Annotated in this window: 22 protein-coding genes and 1 pseudogene; 15 read left to right on the forward strand and 8 right to left on the reverse strand. The window is 69.6% G+C overall.

Features of this window, described 5'->3' with window-relative positions:
- Positions 1 to 158: 158 nt before the first annotated feature.
- From ACIBGM_RS35140 to egtD, 4 genes are read left to right on the forward strand one after another with little or no spacing between them, the layout of a single operon-like run.
- Positions 159 to 1154, forward strand: coding sequence for a glutamate-cysteine ligase family protein (locus tag ACIBGM_RS35140; protein WP_396388043.1), 996 nt, complete (start codon positions 159 to 161; stop codon positions 1152 to 1154).
- A complete protein-coding gene (gene egtB, locus ACIBGM_RS35145; RefSeq protein WP_396387988.1) occupies positions 1151 to 2485 on the forward strand; it encodes an ergothioneine biosynthesis protein EgtB in 1335 nt (444 codons plus the stop codon). Before ACIBGM_RS35140 ends, egtB begins: the two co-directional genes overlap by 4 nt.
- Positions 2485 to 3228 (forward strand): ergothioneine biosynthesis protein EgtC, encoded by a 744-nt coding sequence (egtC, locus tag ACIBGM_RS35150; RefSeq protein WP_396387989.1) that lies wholly within the window; start codon positions 2485 to 2487, stop codon positions 3226 to 3228. The genes egtB and egtC overlap by 1 nt, the downstream gene beginning before the upstream one ends.
- The gene (gene egtD / locus ACIBGM_RS35155; protein ID WP_396387990.1) at positions 3225 to 4190 is read left to right on the forward strand and encodes an L-histidine N(alpha)-methyltransferase; all 966 of its coding nucleotides are present in this window, start codon (positions 3225 to 3227) and stop codon (positions 4188 to 4190) included. The genes egtC and egtD overlap by 4 nt, the downstream gene beginning before the upstream one ends.
- Positions 4191 to 4205: 15 nt before the next feature.
- On the opposite strand, the gene ACIBGM_RS35160 is transcribed toward egtD, so the two are convergent.
- The 3 genes from ACIBGM_RS35160 to ACIBGM_RS35170 form a co-directional block, all read right to left on the reverse strand.
- On the reverse strand, positions 4206 to 5474 hold the full coding sequence (locus tag ACIBGM_RS35160; RefSeq protein WP_360532884.1) for a sugar ABC transporter substrate-binding protein: 1269 nt from the start codon (positions 5472 to 5474) through the stop codon (positions 4206 to 4208).
- 47 nt (positions 5475 to 5521) lie between these two features.
- Positions 5522 to 6355 (reverse strand): carbohydrate ABC transporter permease, encoded by an 834-nt coding sequence (locus ACIBGM_RS35165; protein ID WP_396387991.1) that lies wholly within the window; start codon positions 6353 to 6355, stop codon positions 5522 to 5524.
- Positions 6356 to 6422: 67 nt separating this feature from the next.
- Complete coding sequence (locus tag ACIBGM_RS35170; protein ID WP_360532890.1) at positions 6423 to 7325, reverse strand: sugar ABC transporter permease; 903 nt, start codon at positions 7323 to 7325, stop codon at positions 6423 to 6425.
- 210 nt (positions 7326 to 7535) lie between these two features.
- Here ACIBGM_RS35170 and ACIBGM_RS35175 point away from each other — a divergent pair, with 210 nt between their 5' ends.
- Positions 7536 to 8540: a LacI family DNA-binding transcriptional regulator gene (locus ACIBGM_RS35175; RefSeq protein ID WP_396387992.1), complete on the forward strand. Its 1005-nt coding sequence runs from the start codon at positions 7536 to 7538 to the stop codon at positions 8538 to 8540.
- 28 nt (positions 8541 to 8568) lie between these two features.
- Entirely contained in the window at positions 8569 to 9291 is a 723-nt protein-coding gene (locus ACIBGM_RS35180; RefSeq protein ID WP_360532896.1) for an alpha/beta hydrolase, read from the forward strand.
- Between the two features lie 39 nt (positions 9292 to 9330).
- Here the strand turns inward: ACIBGM_RS35180 and ACIBGM_RS35185 are convergent, their stop codons facing one another.
- On the reverse strand, positions 9331 to 10026 hold the full coding sequence (locus ACIBGM_RS35185) for a CHAP domain-containing protein (RefSeq protein WP_360532899.1): 696 nt from the start codon (positions 10024 to 10026) through the stop codon (positions 9331 to 9333).
- Positions 10027 to 10133: 107 nt separating this feature from the next.
- Between ACIBGM_RS35185 and ACIBGM_RS35190 the strand changes: the two genes are divergently transcribed.
- Together ACIBGM_RS35190 and ACIBGM_RS35195 are read left to right on the forward strand one after the other, a co-directional pair.
- Positions 10134 to 10817, forward strand: coding sequence for an NBR1-Ig-like domain-containing protein (locus tag ACIBGM_RS35190; protein WP_396387993.1), 684 nt, complete (start codon positions 10134 to 10136; stop codon positions 10815 to 10817).
- A 98-nt stretch (positions 10818 to 10915) separates the two neighbouring features.
- Complete coding sequence (locus tag ACIBGM_RS35195) at positions 10916 to 12778, forward strand: alpha/beta hydrolase (RefSeq protein WP_396387994.1); 1863 nt, start codon at positions 10916 to 10918, stop codon at positions 12776 to 12778.
- A gap of 72 nt (positions 12779 to 12850) precedes the next feature.
- Here ACIBGM_RS35195 and ACIBGM_RS35200 read toward each other — a convergent pair whose 3' ends face one another.
- From ACIBGM_RS35200 to ACIBGM_RS35210, 3 genes and pseudogenes are all read right to left on the reverse strand, one after another.
- A complete protein-coding gene (locus ACIBGM_RS35200; RefSeq protein WP_396388045.1) occupies positions 12851 to 13051 on the reverse strand; it encodes a hypothetical protein in 201 nt (66 codons plus the stop codon).
- A gap of 598 nt (positions 13052 to 13649) precedes the next feature.
- A pseudogene (locus ACIBGM_RS35205) lies at positions 13650 to 13784 on the reverse strand (type IV toxin-antitoxin system AbiEi family antitoxin domain-containing protein); the annotation flags it as partial.
- Between the two features lie 147 nt (positions 13785 to 13931).
- On the reverse strand, positions 13932 to 14435 hold the full coding sequence (locus tag ACIBGM_RS35210; protein ID WP_360535514.1) for a MarR family transcriptional regulator: 504 nt from the start codon (positions 14433 to 14435) through the stop codon (positions 13932 to 13934).
- Between the two features lie 98 nt (positions 14436 to 14533).
- Here ACIBGM_RS35210 and ACIBGM_RS35215 point away from each other — a divergent pair, with 98 nt between their 5' ends.
- From ACIBGM_RS35215 to rpe, 7 genes are all read left to right on the forward strand, one after another.
- On the forward strand, positions 14534 to 15448 hold the full coding sequence (locus tag ACIBGM_RS35215) for an ATP-binding cassette domain-containing protein (RefSeq protein ID WP_396387995.1): 915 nt from the start codon (positions 14534 to 14536) through the stop codon (positions 15446 to 15448).
- A complete protein-coding gene (locus ACIBGM_RS35220) occupies positions 15445 to 17043 on the forward strand; it encodes an ABC transporter permease (protein ID WP_396387996.1) in 1599 nt (532 codons plus the stop codon). The genes ACIBGM_RS35215 and ACIBGM_RS35220 overlap by 4 nt, the downstream gene beginning before the upstream one ends.
- A gap of 85 nt (positions 17044 to 17128) precedes the next feature.
- Positions 17129 to 17509 carry a PPOX class F420-dependent oxidoreductase gene (locus tag ACIBGM_RS35225; protein WP_360535518.1) on the forward strand — a complete coding sequence of 127 codons (381 nt, stop codon included), beginning with the start codon at positions 17129 to 17131 and terminating at the stop codon, positions 17507 to 17509.
- Complete coding sequence (gene cbiE, locus ACIBGM_RS35230) at positions 17502 to 18689, forward strand: precorrin-6y C5,15-methyltransferase (decarboxylating) subunit CbiE (protein WP_396387997.1); 1188 nt, start codon at positions 17502 to 17504, stop codon at positions 18687 to 18689. The genes ACIBGM_RS35225 and cbiE overlap by 8 nt, the downstream gene beginning before the upstream one ends.
- Positions 18686 to 19426: a precorrin-4 C(11)-methyltransferase gene (cobM, locus tag ACIBGM_RS35235; RefSeq protein ID WP_396387998.1), complete on the forward strand. Its 741-nt coding sequence runs from the start codon at positions 18686 to 18688 to the stop codon at positions 19424 to 19426. The genes cbiE and cobM overlap by 4 nt, the downstream gene beginning before the upstream one ends.
- Entirely contained in the window at positions 19423 to 20154 is a 732-nt protein-coding gene (locus ACIBGM_RS35240) for a cobalt-precorrin-6A reductase (RefSeq protein ID WP_396387999.1), read from the forward strand. Before cobM ends, ACIBGM_RS35240 begins: the two co-directional genes overlap by 4 nt.
- Positions 20155 to 20159: 5 nt before the next feature.
- Positions 20160 to 20822: a ribulose-phosphate 3-epimerase gene (gene rpe, locus ACIBGM_RS35245; protein ID WP_360535526.1), complete on the forward strand. Its 663-nt coding sequence runs from the start codon at positions 20160 to 20162 to the stop codon at positions 20820 to 20822.
- Here rpe and ACIBGM_RS35250 read toward each other — a convergent pair.
- Complete coding sequence (locus ACIBGM_RS35250; RefSeq protein WP_396388000.1) at positions 20790 to 22004, reverse strand: MFS transporter; 1215 nt, start codon at positions 22002 to 22004, stop codon at positions 20790 to 20792. The two genes, rpe and ACIBGM_RS35250, sit on opposite strands and share 33 nt — an antisense overlap.
- Position 22005: the final 1 nt, after the last annotated feature.

Raw genomic sequence — 22005 nt, forward strand, 5'->3', positions numbered from 1 at the left:
TGGTCTGTTTCAAGCATGGTCCTCCGCTACTGCACGGTGTCGAGCTGGAGTGGACCGTGCATCACGCGGAGGATCCGCGGCGGCCCCTCGACGCCGATCGACTCAGCAAGGCCCTGGGCGATCATGCGCCCGCCACCCTGGTCCGCGGCAGCCCGCAGCTGCCTCTCGGCCGGGGTGCTCTGGTCACGGTGGAACCGGGTGGCCAGGTGGAGCTCTCCGGTCCCGCCGTGGAATCGATCCCCCGGTTGATCGACGACACCGCCGCCGACGCGGCCGAACTGACCTCCCTCCTTCTCGACGCGGGGCTCGTCCCGGGCGATCACGGCCTGGACGCCTTCCGCGCCCCCCGCCGCATCCTGACCGTCCCGCGGTACGCCGCGATGGAGGCCGCTTTCCAGCGGCTCGGCCCGCACGGTCCACGGATGATGTGCAGCACGGCCGGCCTGCAGATCTGCCTCGACGCCGGCGAACCGGATCAGACCGCTCTGCGCTGGCGAGCCCTGCACGACCTCGGCCCCGCCCTGGTCGCGCTGTTCGCCAACTCGCCGCGCCGGGCCGGCGCCGACACCGGCTGGGCGTCCGCCCGCACCGAGGCGACCTTCGGGACCTGCGCGCCGTTCACCGAGCCGCCGCCGCTCGACAGCGACCCCGCTGCCGCCTGGGCGCGGACGGCGATGGAGGCGCCGGTGCTGTGCTTCCGCCGTGGCGACTCCTGGGACGCACCGACCGGGCTGACGTTCGGCGCCTGGGCGGACGGCGAGCTGCCCGGCGACAGACCGACGTACGACGACCTCGAGTACCACCTGTCCACCCTGTTCCCGCCGGTGCGGCCGCGCGGGTATCTCGAGGTGCGCTACCTCGACGCGCAGACCGGCGACGGGTGGATCGCCCCGACCGTCCTGCTCACCGCTCTGATGTCCGGCCCGGTGCCCATCGACCAGGTGCTCGCCGCCGCCGAGCCGGCGGCCGGGCGCTGGTTCCCGGCCGCGCGCGAAGGGCTCGAGGACAAGGCCGTCCTCGACGCCGCCCGCGCAGTGGTCGAGCTGGGCACAAGCGTGCTGGACCAGACCGGCGTCACCCCCGAACTCAGCGATCAAGTCGCGACCCGACTCCATCGCATCGTCGACGACACCCACGGAAGGCGAGCCTCATGACCCACCAACTCTCTGAACTCTCTGCCGAGGGGCTACGGGCGTATGTCGCCGAGCAGCTCGAGCGGTCGCGGGCGCGGACCGTCCAGCTGGCCGACGCGGTCGACACCGACGACCTGATCAAGCAGCACTCCAGGCTGATGTCCCCGCTGATCTGGGACTACGCCCACGTCGGCAACCAGGAGGAGCTCTGGCTGGTCCGCGACGTCGGCGGCCGTGAACCGCTCCGGCAGGACATCGACGAACTGTACGACGCGTTCATGCACGCCCGCGCCGACCGGCCCACACTTCCGCTGCTCGGCCCGTCCGAGACTCGTTCGTACGTCGGCGAGGTGCGGGACAAGGTGCTCGACGTCCTCGACCACGTGAAGTTCGACGGCGGCCGCGAGCTGGTGGACAACGCCTTCGCGTTCGGCATGATCGCGCAGCACGAGCAGCAGCACGACGAGACCATGCTGGCGACGCACCAGCTGCGCGCCGGCGTGCCGGTGCTCGACGCGCCGCCATCTCCGTCCGGACGCCGACTGGCCGCGCCCGAGGTGCTCGTGCCAGGTGGTGTCTTCGAGATGGGTACGTCGGTCGAGCCGTGGGCGCTGGACAACGAGCGACCCGCGCACGCCGTACACGTCGCGCCGTACGTGATCGACACCGCGCCGGTGACGAACGGCGACTACCTGCGCTTCGTGCTCGCCGGCGGGTACGCCGATCCGCAGTGGTGGTCCGCGGACGGGTGGGCGCACGTGCAGAAGGCGTCGCTGGTCGGGCCGCGGTTCTGGGAGCTCGCGGATGGCGAGTGGTGGCGGGTGCGGTTCGGGCACCGGGAGCGGTTGCCGCTGGACGAGCCGGTGATGCACGTCTGCTTCTACGAGGCCGAGGCGTACGCGAGGTGGGCCGGGAAGCGGCTTCCGACCGAGGAGGAGTGGGAGTTCGCGGCGCGGTTCGACCCGGCCACCGGGCGGACGCGGCGGTTCCCGTGGGGCGACGAGAACCCGGGTCCGCAGCACGCGAACCTCGGCCAGCGGCATCTCGGTCCGGCGCCGGTCGGGGCGTATCCGGCGGGCGCTTCACGGCTGGGCGTCGAGCAGTTGATCGGCGACGTCTGGGAGTGGACGTCGAGTGACTTCCGGCCGTACCCGGGCTTCCGGGCGTTCCCGTACGACGAGTACTCGCTGGTGTTCTTCGGGACCGACTACAAGGTGCTGCGCGGCGGCAGCTTCGGGACCGACGAGGTGGTGGCGCGCGGGACCTTCCGGAACTGGGACTACCCGATCCGCCGGCAGATCTTCGCCGGCTTCCGCTGCGCCCGCGACCCGCGCCCCGAGGAGCTCGCCTAGTGTGCCGCCACCTGGCCTACCTGGGCCCACCGGTCACTCTCGCGTCCCTCGTCCTCGAGCCCAGGCACTCCCTCTACGAACAGAGCTGGGCCCCCGCCGACATGCGAGGCGGCGGCACAGTCAACGCCGACGGCTTCGGCCTGGGCTGGTACACCGACGCCACCCCGATCAGATATCGGCGGAACGTGCCGATCTGGACCGACCAGAACCTGCTGGAGTTGGCCGGCTCCATCCGATCGGGCGCCGTGCTCGCCGCGGTGCGCAACGGCACCGTCGGCATGCCGTACGGCGAGGCGGCGGTCGCACCGTTCAAAGCGGGCAACTGGCTGTTCAGCCACAACGGCCGGATCCCGGGCTGGCCGGAGTCCACGCTGAAGCTCGCGGAACGACTCCCGGTCGCCGACCTCCTCCAGCTCGAAGCACCCGTGGACTCGGCGTTCCTGTGGGCTCTGATCAGGCATCAGTTGAACGAGGGCCGGCAGCCCGCGGACGTGGTTGCCGAGGTCGTGCAGGAGGTCGACTCGCTCGCGCCGGGGTCGCGGCTGAATGTGTTGGCGACCGATGGGCAACAACTGATCGCGACCACCTGGACGCACTCGTTGTGGGTGCGGCAGACCTCCGACTCGATCACCGTCAGCTCGGAGCCGTTCGGCGCCGACGGCTGGACCGAAGTACCGGACCACTCACTGCTCGCGGCCACCGCCACCACGCTGCGCATCACGCCGATGGAAGGACAGTTGTGACCCAGATCGACGTACACCTGACCCCGGACTACGCCGCCCGCTCCCTCCGCGAGGACGTCCGGGCCGGGCTGACCGCAGAACCGAAGTGGTTGCCGCCGAAGTGGTTCTACGACGCCCGCGGCAGCGAGCTGTTCGAGCAGATCACCCGCCTGCCGGAGTACTACCCGACCCGGGCCGAGCGCGAGATCCTGCAGGCCCGCGCGGGGGAGATCGCCGCGATCACCAAGGCGCACACCCTGGTCGAGCTCGGCTCGGGGTCGTCGGAGAAGACGCGGCTGCTGCTCGACGGACTGCGCGACCACGGCACGCTGACGACGTTCGTGCCGCTGGACGTGTCGGAGTCCGCGCTCCGCGACGCCGCCGACGCGATCAACGTCGACTACCCGACCCTCGACGTCCACGGGGTGGTCGGCGACTTCACCGCGCACCTCGACAAGCTGCCCGGTGACGCGCCGCGGGTGGTCGCGTTCCTCGGCGGCACCATCGGCAACCTGCTACCGGCCGAGCGCGAGCTCTTCTACGCCTCGGTCCGCGACGTCCTCGAGCCAGGGGAGTGGCTGCTGCTCGGCACCGATCTGGTCAAGGATCCGAAGACCTTGGTCGCCGCGTACGACGACAGCGCCGGCGTCACCGCGGAGTTCAACAAGAACGTGCTGCGGGTGATCAACCGCCAGCTCGGCGCGGACTTCGACGTGGACGCGTTCAGCCACGTCGCGCTCTGGGACGCCGAGAACGAGTGGATCGAGATGCACCTGCGCGCCGAGCGGGCGATGCAGGTGCTGATCCCGGAGATCCACCTCGAGGTCGACTTCGCCGCGGGCGAGGAGCTCAGCACCGAGATCTCCGCCAAGTTCCACCCGCACACCGTGCACGCCGAGCTGGACAAAGCGGGCTTCACCGAGGCGGCCTGGTGGACCGACTCCGAAGCCCGCTTCGCCCTCTCCCTCTGGCAAGCCGTGTGACTCAGCCGCCCGACGTCAGCCGCCTTGTTTGATCAGGTCGTTGATCTTTTCCACGTAGCCCTGGAGGTCGGAGACGGGCTTCTTGCCGTTGAGGATCGGCAGGTAGTTGGCCGTGGTGAGGTCGGCTACCTGCTGTGCCCACTGGGTGGTGTAGCGGACGCCGACCGTCTTCTCCGCACCCAGCCCGGCCTTCACGGTCTCGACGACGGTCGGCTGCTGGGCCTTGGTCAGCGCGTCGAAGTAGCTCGTCTGTGCCGGGGTGTACGCCGGCGGCGCCACCGGCGAGGCGGGCAGTACGGCGTTCCACACATCGGTGTTGATGTACTGCAGCACCTTGAACGTCGCGTCCTGGTTCTTCGTGTACGACGGCGTGCAGACACCGACTGCGTCGTACACGGTCGCCGGGGTGTCGACCTGTGGCAGCGGCGCGAACCCGTACTTCACCTTCGGCTTGTCGGTCTGGAACCCGGCGGCCAGCCACTGCCCGCCGAACATCATCGGCACCTTCCCGGCCGCGAACAGTCCCTGCACGTTGGAGACGTCGTACCCGGGCGGCGCGACGGTGCCGGCCTTGATCGCGTCGACCAGCTTCTGCACGCCCTCGCTGTACTTGGCGTCCGCCTCGGCCTTTGTCGGGTGGTTCACGTTGTCGGTGAACGGCGCGCCGCCGGCCGAGACGGAGTACGTGCTCATCGTGAACGGCCCGTCCAGCGCGGTCAGCGGGTCCGCCACCAGACCGTACTTCGCGCCGTTCTTGCCGGTCAGCTTCGCGGCGGCGGCGTACATCTCGTCCCAGGTCCAGCCGGCCTTCGGCTCCGCCAGGCCCGCGGCCTTGAACGCGTCCGCGTTGTACCAGATGCCCGACACGTTCATCAGCGACGGCAGGCCGCCCATCTGGCCGTCGGCGGTCTTCCAGTTCTCCATCGCGGACGGGACGAACTTGTCCGCCTTGAAGTCCCCGTCGCCGTTCTCGATCTTCTCGGTCCAGTCGACCAGCAGGCCCTGCGTCGTGTACTGCTGCTCGGTGTCGTTGCCGCACCAGAACAGGTCCGGCAGCTTCTTGGCCTGGGTCAGCGAAGCCAGCTTGTCGCCGTAGTTGCCGCTCGGGGTCTCGAGCAGCTCGACCTTGATGTTGTCGTCCTTGAACTCCGCCAGCGCCTTCTTGATCGCGGCGTTGGTCTGGACGGACTCCCACGTCATCACGGTCACGGTGACCGGGCCGTCCGCCGTACCGCCGGAGTCCGAGCCGCCGCTGCACGCCGTTGCCGTCAGCAACCCGGCCAATGCCAACGTTGTACCAAGGTGGATGCGTTTCACGCCGATGTTCCCCTCTATTTCTGGTTCGTGCTGCCGAGAGCGCCGAGACCCTGGATGAAGTAGCGCTGCGCGGCGAAGAAGATGATCAGCGGCGGCAGCATGTACAGCAGGTTGGTGGCCATGTAGTAGCTCCAGTCCGGGGTCTGCCCGGCGAAGGACGAGATGAACGACGCCATCCCGACCGACAGCGGCCACTTCTCGGCGGAGTACAGGTAGACCAGCGGGTTGAGGAAGTCGTTCCAGGACGCCTGGAACGCCAGGATCGCCATCGTGATCCAGGCCGGCCTGGTCAACGGCAGCATCACGCTGGTGAAGATCCGGAAGTGCCCGGCGCCGTCGATCTTGGCGGCCTCGTCGATGGAGTACGGGATGGCCAGGAAGTACTGCCGGGCCAGGAAGATGAACAGCGGGTTGCCGCCGAAGAAGGCCGGCACGATCAGCGGCAGCCAGGTGTCGTACCACCCGATGCTCTTGTAGAGCTGGAACAACGGGATCAGGCCGACCACGCCGGGTAGCAGCATGCTGCCGACGAACAGGTAGAACCACACCTTCCGGCCCGGGAACCGCAACCGGGCCAGCGCGTACCCGGCCATCATCGAGGTCAGCACCCCGCCGAGCACGCTGAGCGCGGTGATGATCGTGGAGTTCAGCAGCAGCCGCGGGAAGTGGATCGCCTCCGGGCCGTTGACGAAGTTGCTCCAGTTCCATTCGGTCGGCAGCAGCTTCGGCGGCACGTCGAACACCGCCGTCTTGCTCTTCAGGCCGATGGTGATCATCCACAGCAGCGGGACGACCATCACCGAGCAGATGAACAACGCGGTCACGTACCAGGCCGTCGTACCGGCCACACGGGGCTTCTTCTTCGGTCGCGGCGACGAGGGCTGCTCCGTCGTCGGGGCGACCGGGGCGGCGACGTCAGTCGGGAGTGTTGTCACTGTAGGTCCAGAGCGAGGAGAACTTCGCGGTCAGGGCGATGACGGCGATGATCAGCACGAACAGCACCCACACCTGCGCCGACGCGTACCCGAGTTGCGGGACCCGGCCGAGGTTGGAGAAGCCGTTGTTGTAGATCGCCAGCATCAGCACGTTGGTGCTGAAGCCGGGTCCGCCGCCGGTGAGGATCTTCGGCTGGTTGAACGTCTGCAGGGCGGCCGTGGTCTGCAGGATCACCTGGAGCAGCATGATCGGGCTGATCATCGGCAGCGTGATGCGGAAGAACACCGGCCACGAGCCGGCGCCGTCCACCCGGGCCGCCTCGTAGAGCTCGGTCGGCACCGCCTGCAGCGCGGCGAGGAAGATGATCATCGTCCCGCCGACACCCCACAGCATCACCAGCACGATCGACGGCATCGCCATCGTCGAGCTCTGCAGCCACTGGCTGGTCGGCAGGCCGAGCCGGTCCAGCACCGTGTTCAGCAGGCCGACCTGCGGGTTGAGGATGAACTTCCACAGCGTGATGGTCGCGACCACCGGGAGGACGACGGGCAGGTAGGCGAGCGTGCGGACGATCCGCACCCCGGCGAACCGCTGGTTGCAGAACATCGCCAGCGCCAGCCCGATGATCAGCGACAACGGCACGTAGAGCACCACCAGGTACGCCGTCGCACGCAACGACGGCCAGAACGCCGGGTCCACCGTGAACAGCCGGCGAAAGTTGCCCAGGCCAACGAAGACCGGATCGCTCAGGCCGTTGTACCGGGTCAGCGAGAGGTAGAAGGAGCGGATCAGCGGATACACCACGAACACGGTGAACCCGATGATCGCCGGGGCGATGAACAGGTACGCCGCCTTCGTGTCGGAGCCAGCGTTGCGACTCATGCCGCCGGCACGGGCCCGGCGCGTCGGCTGCGGTCCGCCACGGGCACGGCGTACCCGGCTCGATCCGCCGCGAGACGAAAGACTCACCCGGCCTCCTGGACGGTAACGTTTCCAAGGTTTTACTGTGGGGTGACGATGCCGTGTCGTGAAAAGGAAGTCAACCCCGTGTCCGAAACGTTTCCAACGCAACCTGAGGCGAGCCGCCCGACGATGATCGACGTGGCCCGCCGGGCCGGGGTCGGGCTGGGCACCGTGTCGCGGGTGGTGAACGGCGGCCACGGTGTCCGGGAGGAGACCGCGCAGCGGGTCCGGGCCGCGATCGCCGAGCTCGGCTTCCAGCGCAACGAGGTGGCCCGCGCGCTGCGGCCGGGCAAGAAGTCGTCGAGTCTGGCGCTGGTGCTCGGCGACCTGACCAACCCGTTCTACGCGACCATCGCGAAGGCGTCCCTCGAGGTCGCCGGGCAGTCCGGGTTCGCCGTCGTACTGGGCAGTGTGGACGAGGACCCGGAGGGCGAGAAGCGGGCGATCCAGGAGTTGGTCAGCCGCCAGGTCGCCGGGTTGATGATCGTGCCGGACCAGGGTGACCACTCGTTCCTGGCCGGCGCCGGCGTACCGGTGGTGTTCGTCGACCGGCCGGCGCACGGGATCGAGGCAGACATCGTGATGGTCGACAACGAGGGTGGTGGCCGGCTCGCGACCGAGCACCTGCTGGAGCAGGGGCATGAACGGATCGCGATGCTGCTGGCCCCGTCGTACTACACGACCGGGCGGCGGCTGCGCGGGTACCGGCGGGCGCATCGGTCCGCGGGGATCGAGGTCGACGAGTCGCTTGTCGTCCAGTTGCCGGAGGGCAACGCCGCGGCCGCCGAGAAGGCGACCCTCGAGCTGATGCTGCGGCCGGATCCGCCGACCGCGTTGTTCGCCTCGACCAACTTCCTCACCGAGGGTGTGCTGCGGGCGCTGCAGGAGGTCGGCCAGGAGCCGGCCGTGGTCGGGTTCGACGACTTCCGGCTCGCCGACATGCTGCCGACCCCGGTGACGGTCGTTGCCTCCGACATCCACGAGCTCGGGCGGAACGCGGCTCAACTGCTGCTGGACCGGGCTTCCGGTTCCGACAACCGGCCGCCGCAGCGGATCGTGCTGCCGTGCGCGCTGATCCCACGCGGTTCGGGCGAGCGCCCGGTGGATTCTGCCCGGAAGAGAAGGGCTCGTTGAAGCGAACCGCCGTGGTTATAGTCGCCGGGTGCACTACGAGAGCTTCGGTGACGGCCGGCCGATCTTCTTCCTGCCCGGCTGGGGCGGCGACGCCGGTGAGGGTCGCGACTTCCATGAGCCGGTGTTCGCCGGCCGGGAGGGGTGGCGGCGGATCTACGTCGATCCACCGGGGACCGGCAAGTCTCCGGCCGATCCGTCGATCACGGACCAGGACGGCATGGTCGGGGCGATGCTCGGCCTGATCGACGAGCTCGCCGGCGGCGCGCGTTTCGCCCTCGCCGGTACGTCGGCCGGCGGCCTGCAGTCCCGCGCAATCGTCAAGCGCGACCCGTCCCGCGTCCTCGGCCTGCTCCTCCGCGTGCCCGGCATCATCGCCGACCGCACGCAACGGACGCTGCCGGCCGAGGACGTTGCCAGGACGCCCGCCGTGCTCGACAAGGAGCGCAAGTACTACGACGTCGCCGACGCGGCCGCGGATTTCGACTTCCTGGACCGCATCCAGTCCGACATCCGCACCTACGCGCTCAGCGAGGACCCGGCCACGCGCTTCGACGGGCCGACGCTGATCGTGACCGGTCGCCAGGACACCATGACCGGCTACGCCGACGCCTGGTCGATCCTCGACGACTACCCCCGTGCCACCTATGTCGTGCTCGACCAGGAAGGCCATGGGCTGCCTGTGCAGAGCAAGGCCGTCTACCACGCGCTGGTGGCGGACTGGCTGGACAGAATCGAGCACCTGGACGCGTGAGGGGCGGAACGCGCGTCCAGGTGCTCGAGATCGGGTGGCTCAGAAGTTCGGCCAGGCCCAGCCGAGGTAGTTGCTGAAGTACGGGAGCTTGGCCAGCCCGATCTTGCCGCCGACGCTGGTGGCCCAGAAGTAGCCGTCACCGCGGGCCACTCCGACGTGGCCGTACGGTGCGGCGAGGTCCCAGAACACCAGGGCGCCCTTCGGCGGGTTCAGGTCACCGCGGTGGGCGGCGCCGCGGGCGACGGCGTCGTTCCAGTTGGCCTTGGCGGAGGCGTAGATCCCGGTCTTGCCGTAGGAGTTCTCGGCTGCCATTTCGCAGTACCCCTGGTACGCCGTCGAGCCGTTGCGGGCCGCGTACCACGCGATGGACTTGTCGGCCCGCGGGTTGCTCGCGCACAGCGGGGCGACCAGGCCGGAGCTTCCGGTGTCGACGTACGCGTCCGAGATGAAGCCCTTGCCGGGGACGTGGTCCCAGATCAGGCTGCGGCCGAACTTGCCGGTGACCGGCTCGCCGTAGAGCTGGCAGTCGATCTCGACCGGGCCGTTCGGCTGGGTCCCGACCGCGCTGAAGCTGGTGGCGTTACCGGATCGGATGGTCACGCCGACCCCGCTATCGGTGACCACGGTGCCGGTGGCGGCGTGTGCGGGCAGGGTGCCCGCGCCGACCAGGGCGCCGGCGCCGAGCAGGGTGATGGCGGTGAGGCGGGCGGTGCTGCGCAAGAGGGCGGTACGCATGATGTTTGTCCTTTTCGCTCAGTGGGTGGCGAACTGGCACTGACTTTCAGAGAATCAGAGGGTTACGGTGTTGTCGCAGTGGGCAACGATCGATTCGGGAGTGCGCCGTGAGGCCAGCACAGGCTCGTGTTGTGATCGGCTGCCGGATGCGTGAGCTCCGGGAAGCGGCCGGCGTACCGCTGTCGCGCGCCGCCGCCCTGTCCGGCTGGGACAAGGGCCACCTGTCCCGGGTCGAGCGCGGCCACACCAAGCCCAGCCGCGAGCTGATCGAGTGGTACGACGCCTCGTTCGGCGCCGGCCAGGCGCTCGTCAACCAGTTGATGGAGCTGGACGCCGCCGTACGGGCCAGTCGCGACGTGTCGCTGCGGGACATGCGCCGGCACGTGCAGCCGGTGCTGCTCGGCGGATCCGTTCCGATCGACCACCACCCCGACGACCGGGCCGAGCTGGTGGGGGAGACGGTGCCGGACGGGACGCGGGTGTGCCGGGACGAGGAGTTCGAGAAGACGTGGGAGGTCCGGAACAGCGGTGAACGGCCGTGGCGCGACCGCTGGCTGACCCGGCAGGGCGCGGCCGGGACGCCGGGCTGGCTGCGATCACCACATCGCGCTCGGCTGCCGGACGCCGTACCGGGGGAGATCGTGACGGTGTCGATGACGATGCAGGCGCCGTCGCAGGTCGGCGCGTCGACGGCGTACTTCAAGATCACCGACGACGCCGGCCGGCTGTACTACCCCGGACTGGAGTCACCACCGATGTACTGCACGATCTTCACTCTCTACGAACTTTAGGGATTGCCCTTGACCTTCGGTCGACGGGTGTTGCTGACGGCCCGATCCGGCTTACGTTGCTGTTCCTGAACCCGCCCGGACCCACAGGAGTTGGCAGCGTGATCAGACTTCCCAAGATCGCACTGGCCCTGGCTGCGGCACTCGTCGTACCGCAGGTGGCCATCAGTTCGGCAGCGGCGGCGCCCGCGGCCAGAGGCCCGGTGGACCCGCCGGTCCCGTCCATCCCGCAGCGGTACCTCGACCAGCCGGTCAACTGGCAGGTCTGCGCGTTCGACGCCCAGGTCAAGCAGCTGTACCCGCAGGCGCCGACCACGAACTGCGCGAAGGTCAAGGTCCCGATGGACTGGGCGAACCCGGACGCGCACCCCGACGTCGAGGTCGCGATCGCCTACAGCAAGGCCACCGGGACGTCGAAGGGCCTGATGACCACCAACCCGGGCGGACCGGGTGGCGCCGGGCTGACGCTGTCGGCGTCGCTGGCGATCGAGAAGACCCGGCTGTTCAGCGACTTCGACCTGCTCGGCTTCGACCCGCGCGGGTTCGGCCAGAGCACCCCGCTGCAGTGCCTGACCACGACCGAGAAGCTGAACGCGCTGCCGACCACGCCGGACTTCAAGGAACGCACCCGGCAGACCCACCAGGTCGAGGTGGCCGAGGCGAAGCTGTTCGCCGAGGCGTGCTCGGCCACCGAGTTCGGCCAGTTCGTCAGCAGCCAGCAGACGGTCTACGACATGGAGTTCCTGCGGGCGCTGTTCAAGGCCCGGCAGCTGAACCTGATCGGCTACAGCTACGGCACCTGGCTCGGCGGCTGGTACGCCGACACCTACCCGTCGAAGGTCGGCCGGTTCGTGATCGACTCGAACATGGACTGGACCCACACCCAGTGGGACAACGTGAACTTCGACCCGTTCTCCGGCCAGCGTCGGCGCGACACCCAGCTGTTCCCGTGGATCGCCCGGCACGCCGACCAGATCGACGGCCTGGGCAGCACCTTCAAGCAGGTTCGCGGCAACTACAACGCGATCCGCGCCGGGCTGGTCAAGCTGGTCAAGGCCGGCACCTCGACGGTGCGCGGTGACGACCTGGACGGCACGATCTACAGCACCCAGTACGGCAACGTCCGGTTCATCCGGGCGACGCTCGACATCCTGGTCCACGACGAGTACCTGAAGGACCCGTCGGCCTCGGGCGACATCGAGCTCCGGCACGTCGATCGCGCCTGGGCCCGGATCTCACCGGAGCTGCAGGCGTTCGAGACCCTCGCCGCGATGCGCGCCCGGTACGGTGTGACGCCGGCGCCCGCCGCGACCGCGGCCGCCGTCAAGGTGGACTCGACGCACTCGATCCTCGCCGATGCCCGCGAGGCCGCGGCGAAGTCGTCCGGGGACGCCGTGGTCAACCTCGGCGCCGTCGGTACGACGGTCCGCTGCAACGACACCAGGTGGAACGCCGACCCGCGGTTCTACTTGCGCGAGGCGGACCGGATGGCCGCCAGGTACGACTTCTTCGGCTACATGAACGGCGTGCCGTTCTGCGCCTTCTGGCCGTACGCGCCGCAGGACCGCAAGCTCGACCTGAAGGGCTCGCCGCGGATGCTGATGATCCAGGGTGAGCTCGACCCGGCGACGGCGTACGAGGGCGCACTGCGCACCCACAAGGACACCGCCAAGGCCACCCGCTTCGTCGCCATCGACGACGAGGGCCAGCACGGCCAGTACGTCGGGTCCGCCTCCGCCTGTGCCGAAGCCATCGGCGACACCTTCGTCTTCACCGGCGAACTCCCCGGCAAGAACCAGCTCTGCGGCACCTCCCCCCTCCCCGCCGAGCTGTCCGTCTACCCCGTCAACGGCCCCGTAGACGGCAACGCCGTACACCTCCCCAACTCCAAACCCCGCGGCGACCGCATCAACCCCCTCCTCCAACGAAACCTCGACATAGTTGCCAACGGCACCCTCCGCTAGCCGGTTGGTCCACCGCATGGGGACCTCGGACATCTGACCAGATGTCCGAGGTCCCGGCATGCTGTCCACGGGTCAGGCCAGCCGGCGCAGCAGCCGCGCGGCGGTGGCGCGGGGGCGATCCAGGTCCGGCCAGATCACGCGGGCGACCTGGTACCCGTGCTCGCGGAGGCGGTCCTCCCGCCACTTCTCGGCGATGACGGCTTCGGCGGTCTCGCCGTACTTCAGGGCGCCGTCGAACTCGACGACCAGCTCGCCGGGCAGGAGGAAATCCACCCGGGCCGATCAGTTGGCGGTCATCCGCGAGGATCTCCACCTGGAGGCGTGGCTCCGGCAGTTGGCAGTTGTCCATCAGGACGCGCAGCCGGGACTCGCCGACCGATTCGCTCAGCCCGTCGGCGAATCGCGCCGCGGCACGCGCTGCGGGTGACCCGGCCCAATGCTGATGGCGATCCGCGGTCCGGACGAGCCGCTCGGAGCAGGTCAGCCCGTCCCGGAGCGCTGCGTCAGCGAGGACAACGCCGACCTCGTACGACGCGGTGCACGCCGCCTCCGTGATCGCTCGGTCGACGGTCGTCACGCGCACACCGCCGACCTCTGTGATCTCGTCTGCCTCCAGCGGGGACCGATGCACCGACAGCGTTTCGCTGGACCGAATGCGCCCTGTCGATCGGGTCACGTGGACCCGACGGAGGTCAAGACCCCAGGTCGGCAGGCCATGCACAACAGCCGCCGATTGATGGCTGACGACGACGTTCTCGAGCCGATCCGTCACGGCCCGGACAGCCAGCAGGTGCAGCCTCCTCGCCCGCTCCCATGGCGGCTCGTCCACCGGCCACTCACTCCGCTCGACGAAGGCATCACGACTGAGTCTCGCCCACTGCCCCCGACGCAGCCGCCTCCGCAGCTCCGCGTCGCTGTACCCCGCCGCCATCACATCGCTCCGCCTGAACCACCCCTGCCGCCGTTCTACCGTCACCTTCAATTTCGGATTCACACCCAACAACATGCCGCCGTTCTCCCCACCCCTCCGCCGCGCATCCGTCACCTGTGGACAACTTCGCGAGGTAGCTCGGACACGAAACGGGGACCTCGGACATCTGACCAGATGTCCGAGGTCCCCACGTGGTGTCCGAGGTACGGCGTGACGCGATGGCTAGGCGCCGTACTCGGCGTTTAGTTCGGCGTCTAGTTCGGCTTTGCGTTTTACCCAGCGTTCGCTGAGGCCTTTGACTTCTGCGCCGATGAAGTCGATGAAGGCGAGGGAGACGCGGATGCGGCGGTGGGCGGAGGTGCCTTCGCCGGCGGCGTCGAGGACCTTCTGGAGGGAGGCGGCCCAGCGGACCAGGGCCTGGTCCTCGCTCATCATGGTCTGGTACCAGGCGTCGTCCTGGACGACGTAGACGTCGCGGCGGCTGCCGGGTTCGCGTTCGCGGTTGGCGAGGCGGAGCTGGAGCAGGTAGTTGACCGCGCCCGAGACCGCGGCGGGGCTCGCCTGCAGTTGGTCGGACAGCTCGGCTGCGGTCATCCGCCCGTCCTCGCTGGACAGGATGGCGGCGAACACACGCGCGGCCATCCGCGGCCAGCCCGTGTCGGCCAGCAGGTTGCCGAACTGCTCGGCGTACCGCCGGACGGCTTCGTCGTCTCGTTGTGCACTCACCGCCCCATCATCCCCTCTGTGGTGACCGATCCACCGATCGTGTGAGAACCGTGTTAGTAAGATTCACAATCTTCTGAATGAAGTGTACGTTATGAATCATGACATCAGCCATCGTGGTCTCAGGACTGCACAAGTCGTACGGGAGTACGCACGCCCTCGACGGTCTCGACCTGGAGGTCAGGACCGGTGAGGTGCACGGGTTCCTCGGGCCGAACGGCGCCGGGAAGTCCACCACCATCCGGGTGCTGCTCGGGCTGCTGCGCGGTGACGCCGGCGATGTCTCGCTGCTCGGCGGCGACCCGTGGCACGACGCGGCGAAGCTGCACCGCCGGCTCGCCTACGTCCCCGGTGACGTGAACCTCTGGCCGAACCTGACCGGCGGCGAGGTGATCGACCTGCTCGGCCGGCTGCGCGGCGGGCTGGACGCGAAGAAGCGGGACGACCTGCTGCGCCGGTTCGACCTCGACCCGACGAAGAAGGGCCGCACCTACTCGAAGGGCAACCGGCAGAAGGTCGCCTTGGTCGCCGCGCTGGCCAGTGACGTCGAGCTGCTGATCCTGGACGAGCCGACGTCCGGCCTGGACCCATTGATGGAGGAGGTGTTCCGGCAGTGCATCGAGGAGGAGCGCCAGCGCGACCGCACCGTGCTGCTGTCGAGCCACATCCTGTCCGAGGTCGAGGCCCTGTGTGACCGGATCAGCATCATCCGCCGCGGCAAGGTGGTGGAGACCGGCACGCTGTCCGACCTGCGTCACCTCACCCGTACGTCGATCCACGCCGAGCTGGCCGGGTCGCCGAACGGCCTGGCGTCGCTGCCCGGCGTCCACGACCTCGATGTCGAGGGCAACCGGGTCCGGTGCGAGGTGGACACCGCCCAGCTGGACGCGGTGATGCGGCAGCTGTCCGCGAGCGGGATCAAGAGCCTGGTCGCGCAGCCGCCGACGCTGGAGGAGCTGTTCCTGCGGCACTACGAGGACGAGGTCGAGGCCGAGCCGATGGCGGCGGTCCGATGACCGACTTCGTCGGGACCGGGACCCTGGTGCGGCTCGCGCTGCGGCGGGACCGGATCCTCATCCCGGTGTGGATCGTGGTGTTCGTCTCGATGGCGGCCGGGTCGGCGCAGGCCTCGATCGACCTCTACCCGGACGTCAACTCCCGCATCGAGGCGGCCCGTACGTCGAACGCGTCGCCGGCCCTGGTGTCGCTCTACGGCCGCATCTTCGACGAGAGCTCGCTCGGCGAGCTGTCCCTGTTCAAGCTGACCGCGTTCGGCGCCGCGCTGGTCGGGTTGCTGGCCGCGATCCTCGTCGTACGACACACCCGGACCGAGGAGGAGACGGGCCGGCTGGAGCTGCTCAGTGCGGGTGTCCTTGGCCGGTACGCCGCTCTGACCGCAGCGCTGATCGTGTCGGCGGCGACCGTCGTACTGCTGGGCCTGCTGACCGCCCTGTCGCTGATCGGCGTCGGACTGCCCGCCGCAGGCTCGTTCGCCTTTGGACTGCAGTGGGCTGGAGCCGGGCTGGCCTTCGCTGGCGTCGCTGCGGTGACTGCTCAGCTCACCGAGGGCGCTCGGGCTGCGAACGGGTTCACCGCTGTCGTCCTGGGCGTGGCCTACGTACTGCGGGCGATCGGTGACTCGTCCGCCGACGGCAGGTCCGAGTGGGTCTCGTGGCTGTCACCGATCGGCTGGTCCCAGCAGGTCCGCGCGTACGCCGGCGACCGGTACGCCGTACTGCTGCTGCCGCTCGTGTTCCTCGTCGTGCTCGTGCTCGCTGCGATGACGCTGATCCGCCGACGTGATGTCGGTGCGGGTCTCGTGCGACCACGGCCGGGGCCTGCTACCGCGTCGGCGTCACTGCGGTCGCCGCTCGCGCTCGCCTGGCGTCTGCACCGAGGCTCCTTGTACGGCTGGGGTGCTGCGTTCCTGCTGCTCGGACTGCTGGTCGGCAACATCGCCAGCAACGTCGACGGCTTCGTGACCAGTGAGAGCGCCAAGGAGATGGTGTCGAAGCTTGGTGGCGTCGAGGGCATCACCGACGCGTTCCTGTCGACCGAGATGGGCATGGTCGGGCTGTTGGCCTCCGCCTTCGGCATCCAGGCCGCGCTGCGGCTGCGCTCTGAGGAGACTGCGCTCCGGGCCGAGCCGCTGCTCGCGACCGGAGTCACACGGGCGCAGTGGCTGGGCAGTCATGTGCTGATGGCGCTGTTCGGCACCGCTGCGCTGATTCTGGTCGCCGGGCTGGGCTCTGGCATCTCCAGTGGGGTTTCGCTCGGCAACATGGGCCGTCAGGTGCCGCGCATGCTCGCGGCCGCGGCTGTACAGTTGCCCGCGATCTGGCTGGTCACCGCGCTGGTCGTCGTACTGTTCGGCTTGGCTCCGAAGCTGGTCACGGGGGCCTGGGTGCTGTTCGGCATCTTCCTGCTGATCGGGCAGTTCGGCGCCCTGTTCGACCTGCCGCAGGCGGTGATGAACCTCAGCCCCTACGGCCACACCCCGCGGCTGCCGGGCGGTCACTTCTCCGTCACACCGGTCATCTGGTTGACGGCGATCGCCGCAGCTCTGACAGCGACCGGCCTGGCCACATTCCGCCGCCGCGATATCGGGTAAGGAGACGTGCGCCGGTCTGAGGGGTCCGGCGCCAACGGCCCGCCCGGCTGGTTGCCGGGCGGGTCGGTCTGTCTACGATCTCGGAGTGCCTTGGAGTGACGGACTTGTCGAGTTCTGGACCGAGCGGCATCTGTGTGTGCTGAGCACCGTCCGTGCGGACGGAACAGTGCACTCGACGCCGGTCGGTGCCACGTTGGACGTCGAGGGCGGACTGGTGCGGGTGATCTGCTCCGGTACGTCGCACAAGGCCCGGACGATCCGCAAGGCCGGCTCGGCCGCCGTCTCGGTCACCCAGGTCGACGGACGGCGGTGGTCGTCGCTGGAGGGTCGCGCGGTCGTCAGCGACGACCCGGAGCGCGTGGCGGACGCCGTACGGCGGTATGCGAAGCGCTACCGTGAGCCGCGGCCCAACCCGCGCCGGGTGGTCATCGAGATCACCGTGACGAAGGTGCTGGGCAATGCCTGAGCCGGTGACAGTCGTGGGGATCGGTGCGGACGGCTGGGACGGGCTGTCACCCGCTGCACAGAGCGCGGTCCTGGCGGCCGACGTACTGATGGGCAGCACGCGGCAACTGGCTCTGGTGCCTGGCGACGGTTTCGAGCGGGTCGCATGGCCCTCGCCGCTGTCCGAAGCGCTGCCCAGGCTGCTGTCGGAGTACCAAGGCCGGCAGGTCTGTGTGCTGGCGAGTGGGGATCCAACGTTCCACGGCATCGGTACGACGCTGGCCCGGCTGCTCGGCGCGGACGCCGTACGGGTGATCCCACATCCGTCGAGCGTGTCGCTGGCCTGTGCACGTCTCGGCTGGCCGCAGGACCAGGTACAGGTGATCAGTCTGGTCAACCAGCCCGTCGAGCGGCTCCATCCACACCTTCAGCCGGGGAGGCGTCTGCTGATCCTCAGCCGGGACGCTCAGACCCCCGCGCAGGTGGCCGGACTGCTCGCCGAGCGCGGCTACGCCTCCAGCACCTACACAGTCCTCGAACAGCTGGGCGGACCGACCGAGCGCATCCGCTCTGAGCTGTCCGGCGACGTCGATGCGCTCAACGTGATCGCCGTACGCTGCCAGGCGGACGCCGGCGCTCCACTGCTCTCGACGGTGCCCGGGCTGCCGGACGACGCCTACGAGAGCGACGGCCAGCTCACCAAGCGGGAGGTCCGCGCGGTCACGCTCTCCCGGCTCGCGCCGGTGCCCGGCCAGTTGCTGTGGGACGTCGGCGGCGGCGCGGGCAGCATCGCGATCGAGTGGTCCCGCCACCACCCCACCTGCCGTGCGATCGCGATCGAACGCGACCCGGACCGAGCCAAACGCCTGGAGCGGAACGCGGTCTCACTCGGCGCCTCGGTCGCGGTCGTGCTGGGCAAAGCGCCCGACGCGTTGAGCGGCTTGGAGACCCCCGACGCGATCTTCATCGGCGGGGGAGCGACCGCGGCCGGGATGGTCGAGGCCTGCTGGAACGCCCTCGCCCCCGGCGGCCGGCTCGTACTGAACGGCGTGACGCTCGAGACCGAGACCCTGATCGCCCGCTGGTACGGCGACCTCGGCGGCGACCTGATCCGGTTGGATGTCCAACGTGCCTCGGCGGTCGGAACCATGACCGGCTGGCGTCCCGCCATGCCCGTGACGATCTGGAGCGTGACCAAGTGAGGGTGCACTTCATCGGCGCAGGTCCCGGCGCCGCCGACCTGATCACCGTCCGCGGCCGCGACCTGATCGCGTCCGCCCCGGTCTGCCTGTACGCCGGCGCGTTCGTCCCGGTCGAGCTCCTCGGCCACTGCCCACCCGGCGCCCGCAAGGTCGACACCGCCAACCTGACCCTCGACGAGATCATCGGCGAGCTCGCCGTCGCGCACGCCGACGGACTCGACGTCGCCCGGCTGCACTCCGGCGACCCGTCGGTGTTCAGCGCGATGGCCGAGCAGATGCGCCGCCTCGACGACCTCGGCATCCCGTACGACGTGACGCCCGGCGTCCCCGCCTACGCGGCAGCCGCGGCCACCCTCGGCCGGGAGCTGACCGTCCCCGAGGTCGGCCAGACAGTCATCCTCACCCGGATCGCGGGCCGCGCGTCGGCCATGCCGCCGGGGGAGGACCTGGCCACGCTCGGCGCGAGCCGCGCCACGCTCGTGTTGCACCTCGCCGTCCAGGTCATCGACCGCGTGGTCGAGGAGCTCACCCCGGCGTACGGCGCCGACTGCCCGGTCGCTGTGGTCGCGCGGGCGTCCCGCGACGACGAGGTCGTCCTGCGCGGCACGCTCGCCACCATCGCGGACCAGGTGCGGGCTGCGGACATCCGCCGTACCGCGGTGATCATCGTCGGGAAGGTCTTGTCAGCGACCGCTTTCCGCGACAGCCACCTGTACTCGACCGCCCGGGCTCGATGAAACTCCTCCTGCTCGGCGGCACCGGCGAGGCCCGCTCGCTCGCGCAGGTGCTGGCTGGCTCCGGGGTTGACGTCGTCTCCTCGCTGGCCGGACGCACCACCGACGCACGGCTGCCTGTCGGCGCGGTCCGGCGGGGCGGCTTCGGCGGTGCTGACGGCTTGACCGACTGGCTGCGAGACAACGCGGTCGATGCCGTGGTCGACGCGACCCATCCGTTCGCCGCCACCATGACCGAGCATGCCGCCGCCGCTGCGCATCAGCTCGACCTCCCGCTCCTCGTCCTCCGCCGCCCGGGCTGGACCGCGGCCGAGGGCGACGTCTGGCACTGGGCCGACTCACCCGACGCCGCCGCGCGCCTGCTGCCCGACATCGGCTCGCGCGCCTTCCTCACCATCGGCCGCCAAGGCCTCCACGCCTTCGCTGACGCTGGTGTCTGGATGCTCGCCCGGTGCGTCGATCCGCCGGAGCCGATGCCGACCTGGTGCGAGCTGATCCTCGACCGCGGCCCGTACGACGTCCCCGGTGAGCTGACCGTCTTGCGCGAGCACGACATCGACGTACTCGTGACCAAGGACAGCGGCGGCCCGCAGACCTCGGCGAAGCTGGTGGCAGCGCGGCAGCTCGGCCTACTGGTGATCGTGATCCGGCGCCCGCCGCTGCCCGCAGGCGTCCAGGTGGTCGAGACGACGACCGAGGTCCTGGCCTGGGTCGAGGCTCACGTAGATTGACGCCCATGGGGATTCAGATCGCGCCGAGCATCCTGTCCGCCGACTTCGCCCGGCTGGCCGACGAGGCGCGCGCGGTGTCGAACGCCGACTGGCTGCACGTCGACGTGATGGACAACCACTTCGTGCCGAACCTCACCCTCGGCATGCCGGTGGTCGAGTCCCTGGCGAAGGCGACCGACACCCCGCTCGACTGCCACCTGATGATCGAGGACCCGGACCGCTGGGCGCCCGGGTACGTCGAGGCCGGCGCCTCGAGCGTCACCTTCCACATCGAGGCGTGCCGCGCGCCGATCCGCACCGCGCGGGAGATCCGGGCCAAGGGCGCCCGGGCCGCGATGGCGCTCAAGCCGGCCACCCCGATCGAGCCGTACGAGGACCTGCTGCCCGAGCTCGACATGATCCTGATCATGACCGTCGAGCCCGGGTTCGGCGGGCAGAAGTTCCTCGACGTCTGCGTGCCGAAGATCCGCCGGACCCGCCAACTGCTCGACAAGCACGGCCTCGACCTGTGGGTGCAGATCGACGGCGGTGTCTCGGTCGACACCATCGAGCGCTGCGCCGACGCGGGCGCCGATGTCTTCGTGGCAGGCTCGGCCGTGTACGCGGCCGACAACCCGAACGCGATGGTCGACCAGCTACGCACCCTCGCTGCGGACGCCGCTGGCTGACACGTCCTCGGCGGCTTGCTCCGGCGGGATCCGGAGCAACAGGACGAACGACGCCGCGGCCAGCACGGCGGCGAACAACCACACGTAGCGGACCCCGTAGCTTTCGACGATCGCCCCTGCCACCGCCGAACCGATCGCGGCGCCGCCCATCGCCGCACTGCCCATCCAGCCGAAGACCTCGGTCCGCACGGTGTCCGGGGTGAGCGCGCCGAGACGCTCGTACAACGCACCGATCGCCGGAGCGAGTGTCAGCCCCGACAACGTCAGCGCGATCCCCAACGACACCGGCGACCGGGTCGCGAACACGCACAGCAGCATCCCGACCGTGACCAGAGCCGCTCTTCGCCACAGGTACGACGTACGGCGGCCGGGCAACGCACCCGCGATGGCGCCGCCGACGAGACTGCCGAACGCCCAGACGGCCTCCAGGATCCCGGCGATCAGCCGCTGACCGTGCTCGTCCGCGAACGCGACGATGCCCAGTGAGATGCCGTTGAACGCCGTCACCCACAGGCCGAAGGAGAGGATGAGCGGCAGGCGGTGGCGGTGCCAGAGCAACTGCCGCGCGGTCAGCCGTGGCCCGTTCGCCTCGTCGTGGTGGAGTGCCGCCGGTTGCTGCAGCGCGTACCACCAGATGAAGGCTGCGGACATCGCGGCCGCGAGCAGCACACCGAGCCGCGGGCTCGCCACACTCACAGCCGTTGCCCCGAGCATCGGGCCGACGATGAACAACAACTCCTGTGCGGTGGCGTCCACGGCGTACGCCGTCCGTAGGGCTGGACCGCGGACCACGCGCGGCCAGGCAGCACGCAGCGTCTGCATGACGGGTGGCACGAGCGAGCCGGCGAGGAAGGTCAGCGCCGGCATGACCCGGTAGAGCGCGTCCGGTAGAGCTGCCAACGCGGCCAGCGCCACGCTCCAGGACATGCCGGTGACAAGGAGCACGCCACGCGCGCCGCGGCGGTCGGCTGTCCTGGCCCACAGCGGTCCTGCGATCGCCATCCCGATCGAGTAGGCCGCTGCGACGACTCCGGCCCAGCGGAACGATCCGCTCAGGTCCTTGGCCAGGAACGCGACCGGCACCATCGTGGCCAGCACCGGGAGTCGCGCCAGCAGCGACGCGGCCAGCAGCGCCATCACGCCGCGGGTGCGCCACAGCTCGCGATACCCGGAAAGCTCCATG

The sequence above is a fragment of the Kribbella sp. NPDC050470 genome (assembly GCF_044458365.1).
Taxonomy (GTDB): domain Bacteria; phylum Actinomycetota; class Actinomycetes; order Propionibacteriales; family Kribbellaceae; genus Kribbella.

Coding starts and splice junctions, on each gene's coding strand:
- egtB (WP_396387988.1), top strand. CDS start 1,151: ATGACCCACCAACTCTCTGAACTCTCTGCCGAGGGGCTACGGGCGTAT.
- ACIBGM_RS35170 (WP_360532890.1), bottom strand. CDS start 7,325: ATGAGTCGCAACGCTGGCTCCGACACGAAGGCGGCGTACCTGTTCATC.
- ACIBGM_RS35175 (WP_396387992.1), top strand. CDS start 7,536: ATGATCGACGTGGCCCGCCGGGCCGGGGTCGGGCTGGGCACCGTGTCG.
- ACIBGM_RS35185 (WP_360532899.1), bottom strand. CDS start 10,026: ATGCGTACCGCCCTCTTGCGCAGCACCGCCCGCCTCACCGCCATCACC.
- ACIBGM_RS35215 (WP_396387995.1), top strand. CDS start 14,534: ATGACATCAGCCATCGTGGTCTCAGGACTGCACAAGTCGTACGGGAGT.
- ACIBGM_RS35220 (WP_396387996.1), top strand. CDS start 15,445: ATGACCGACTTCGTCGGGACCGGGACCCTGGTGCGGCTCGCGCTGCGG.
- cbiE (WP_396387997.1), top strand. CDS start 17,502: ATGCCTGAGCCGGTGACAGTCGTGGGGATCGGTGCGGACGGCTGGGAC.
- ACIBGM_RS35240 (WP_396387999.1), top strand. CDS start 19,423: ATGAAACTCCTCCTGCTCGGCGGCACCGGCGAGGCCCGCTCGCTCGCG.
- rpe (WP_360535526.1), top strand. CDS start 20,160: ATGGGGATTCAGATCGCGCCGAGCATCCTGTCCGCCGACTTCGCCCGG.
- ACIBGM_RS35250 (WP_396388000.1), bottom strand. CDS start 22,004: ATGGAGCTTTCCGGGTATCGCGAGCTGTGGCGCACCCGCGGCGTGATG.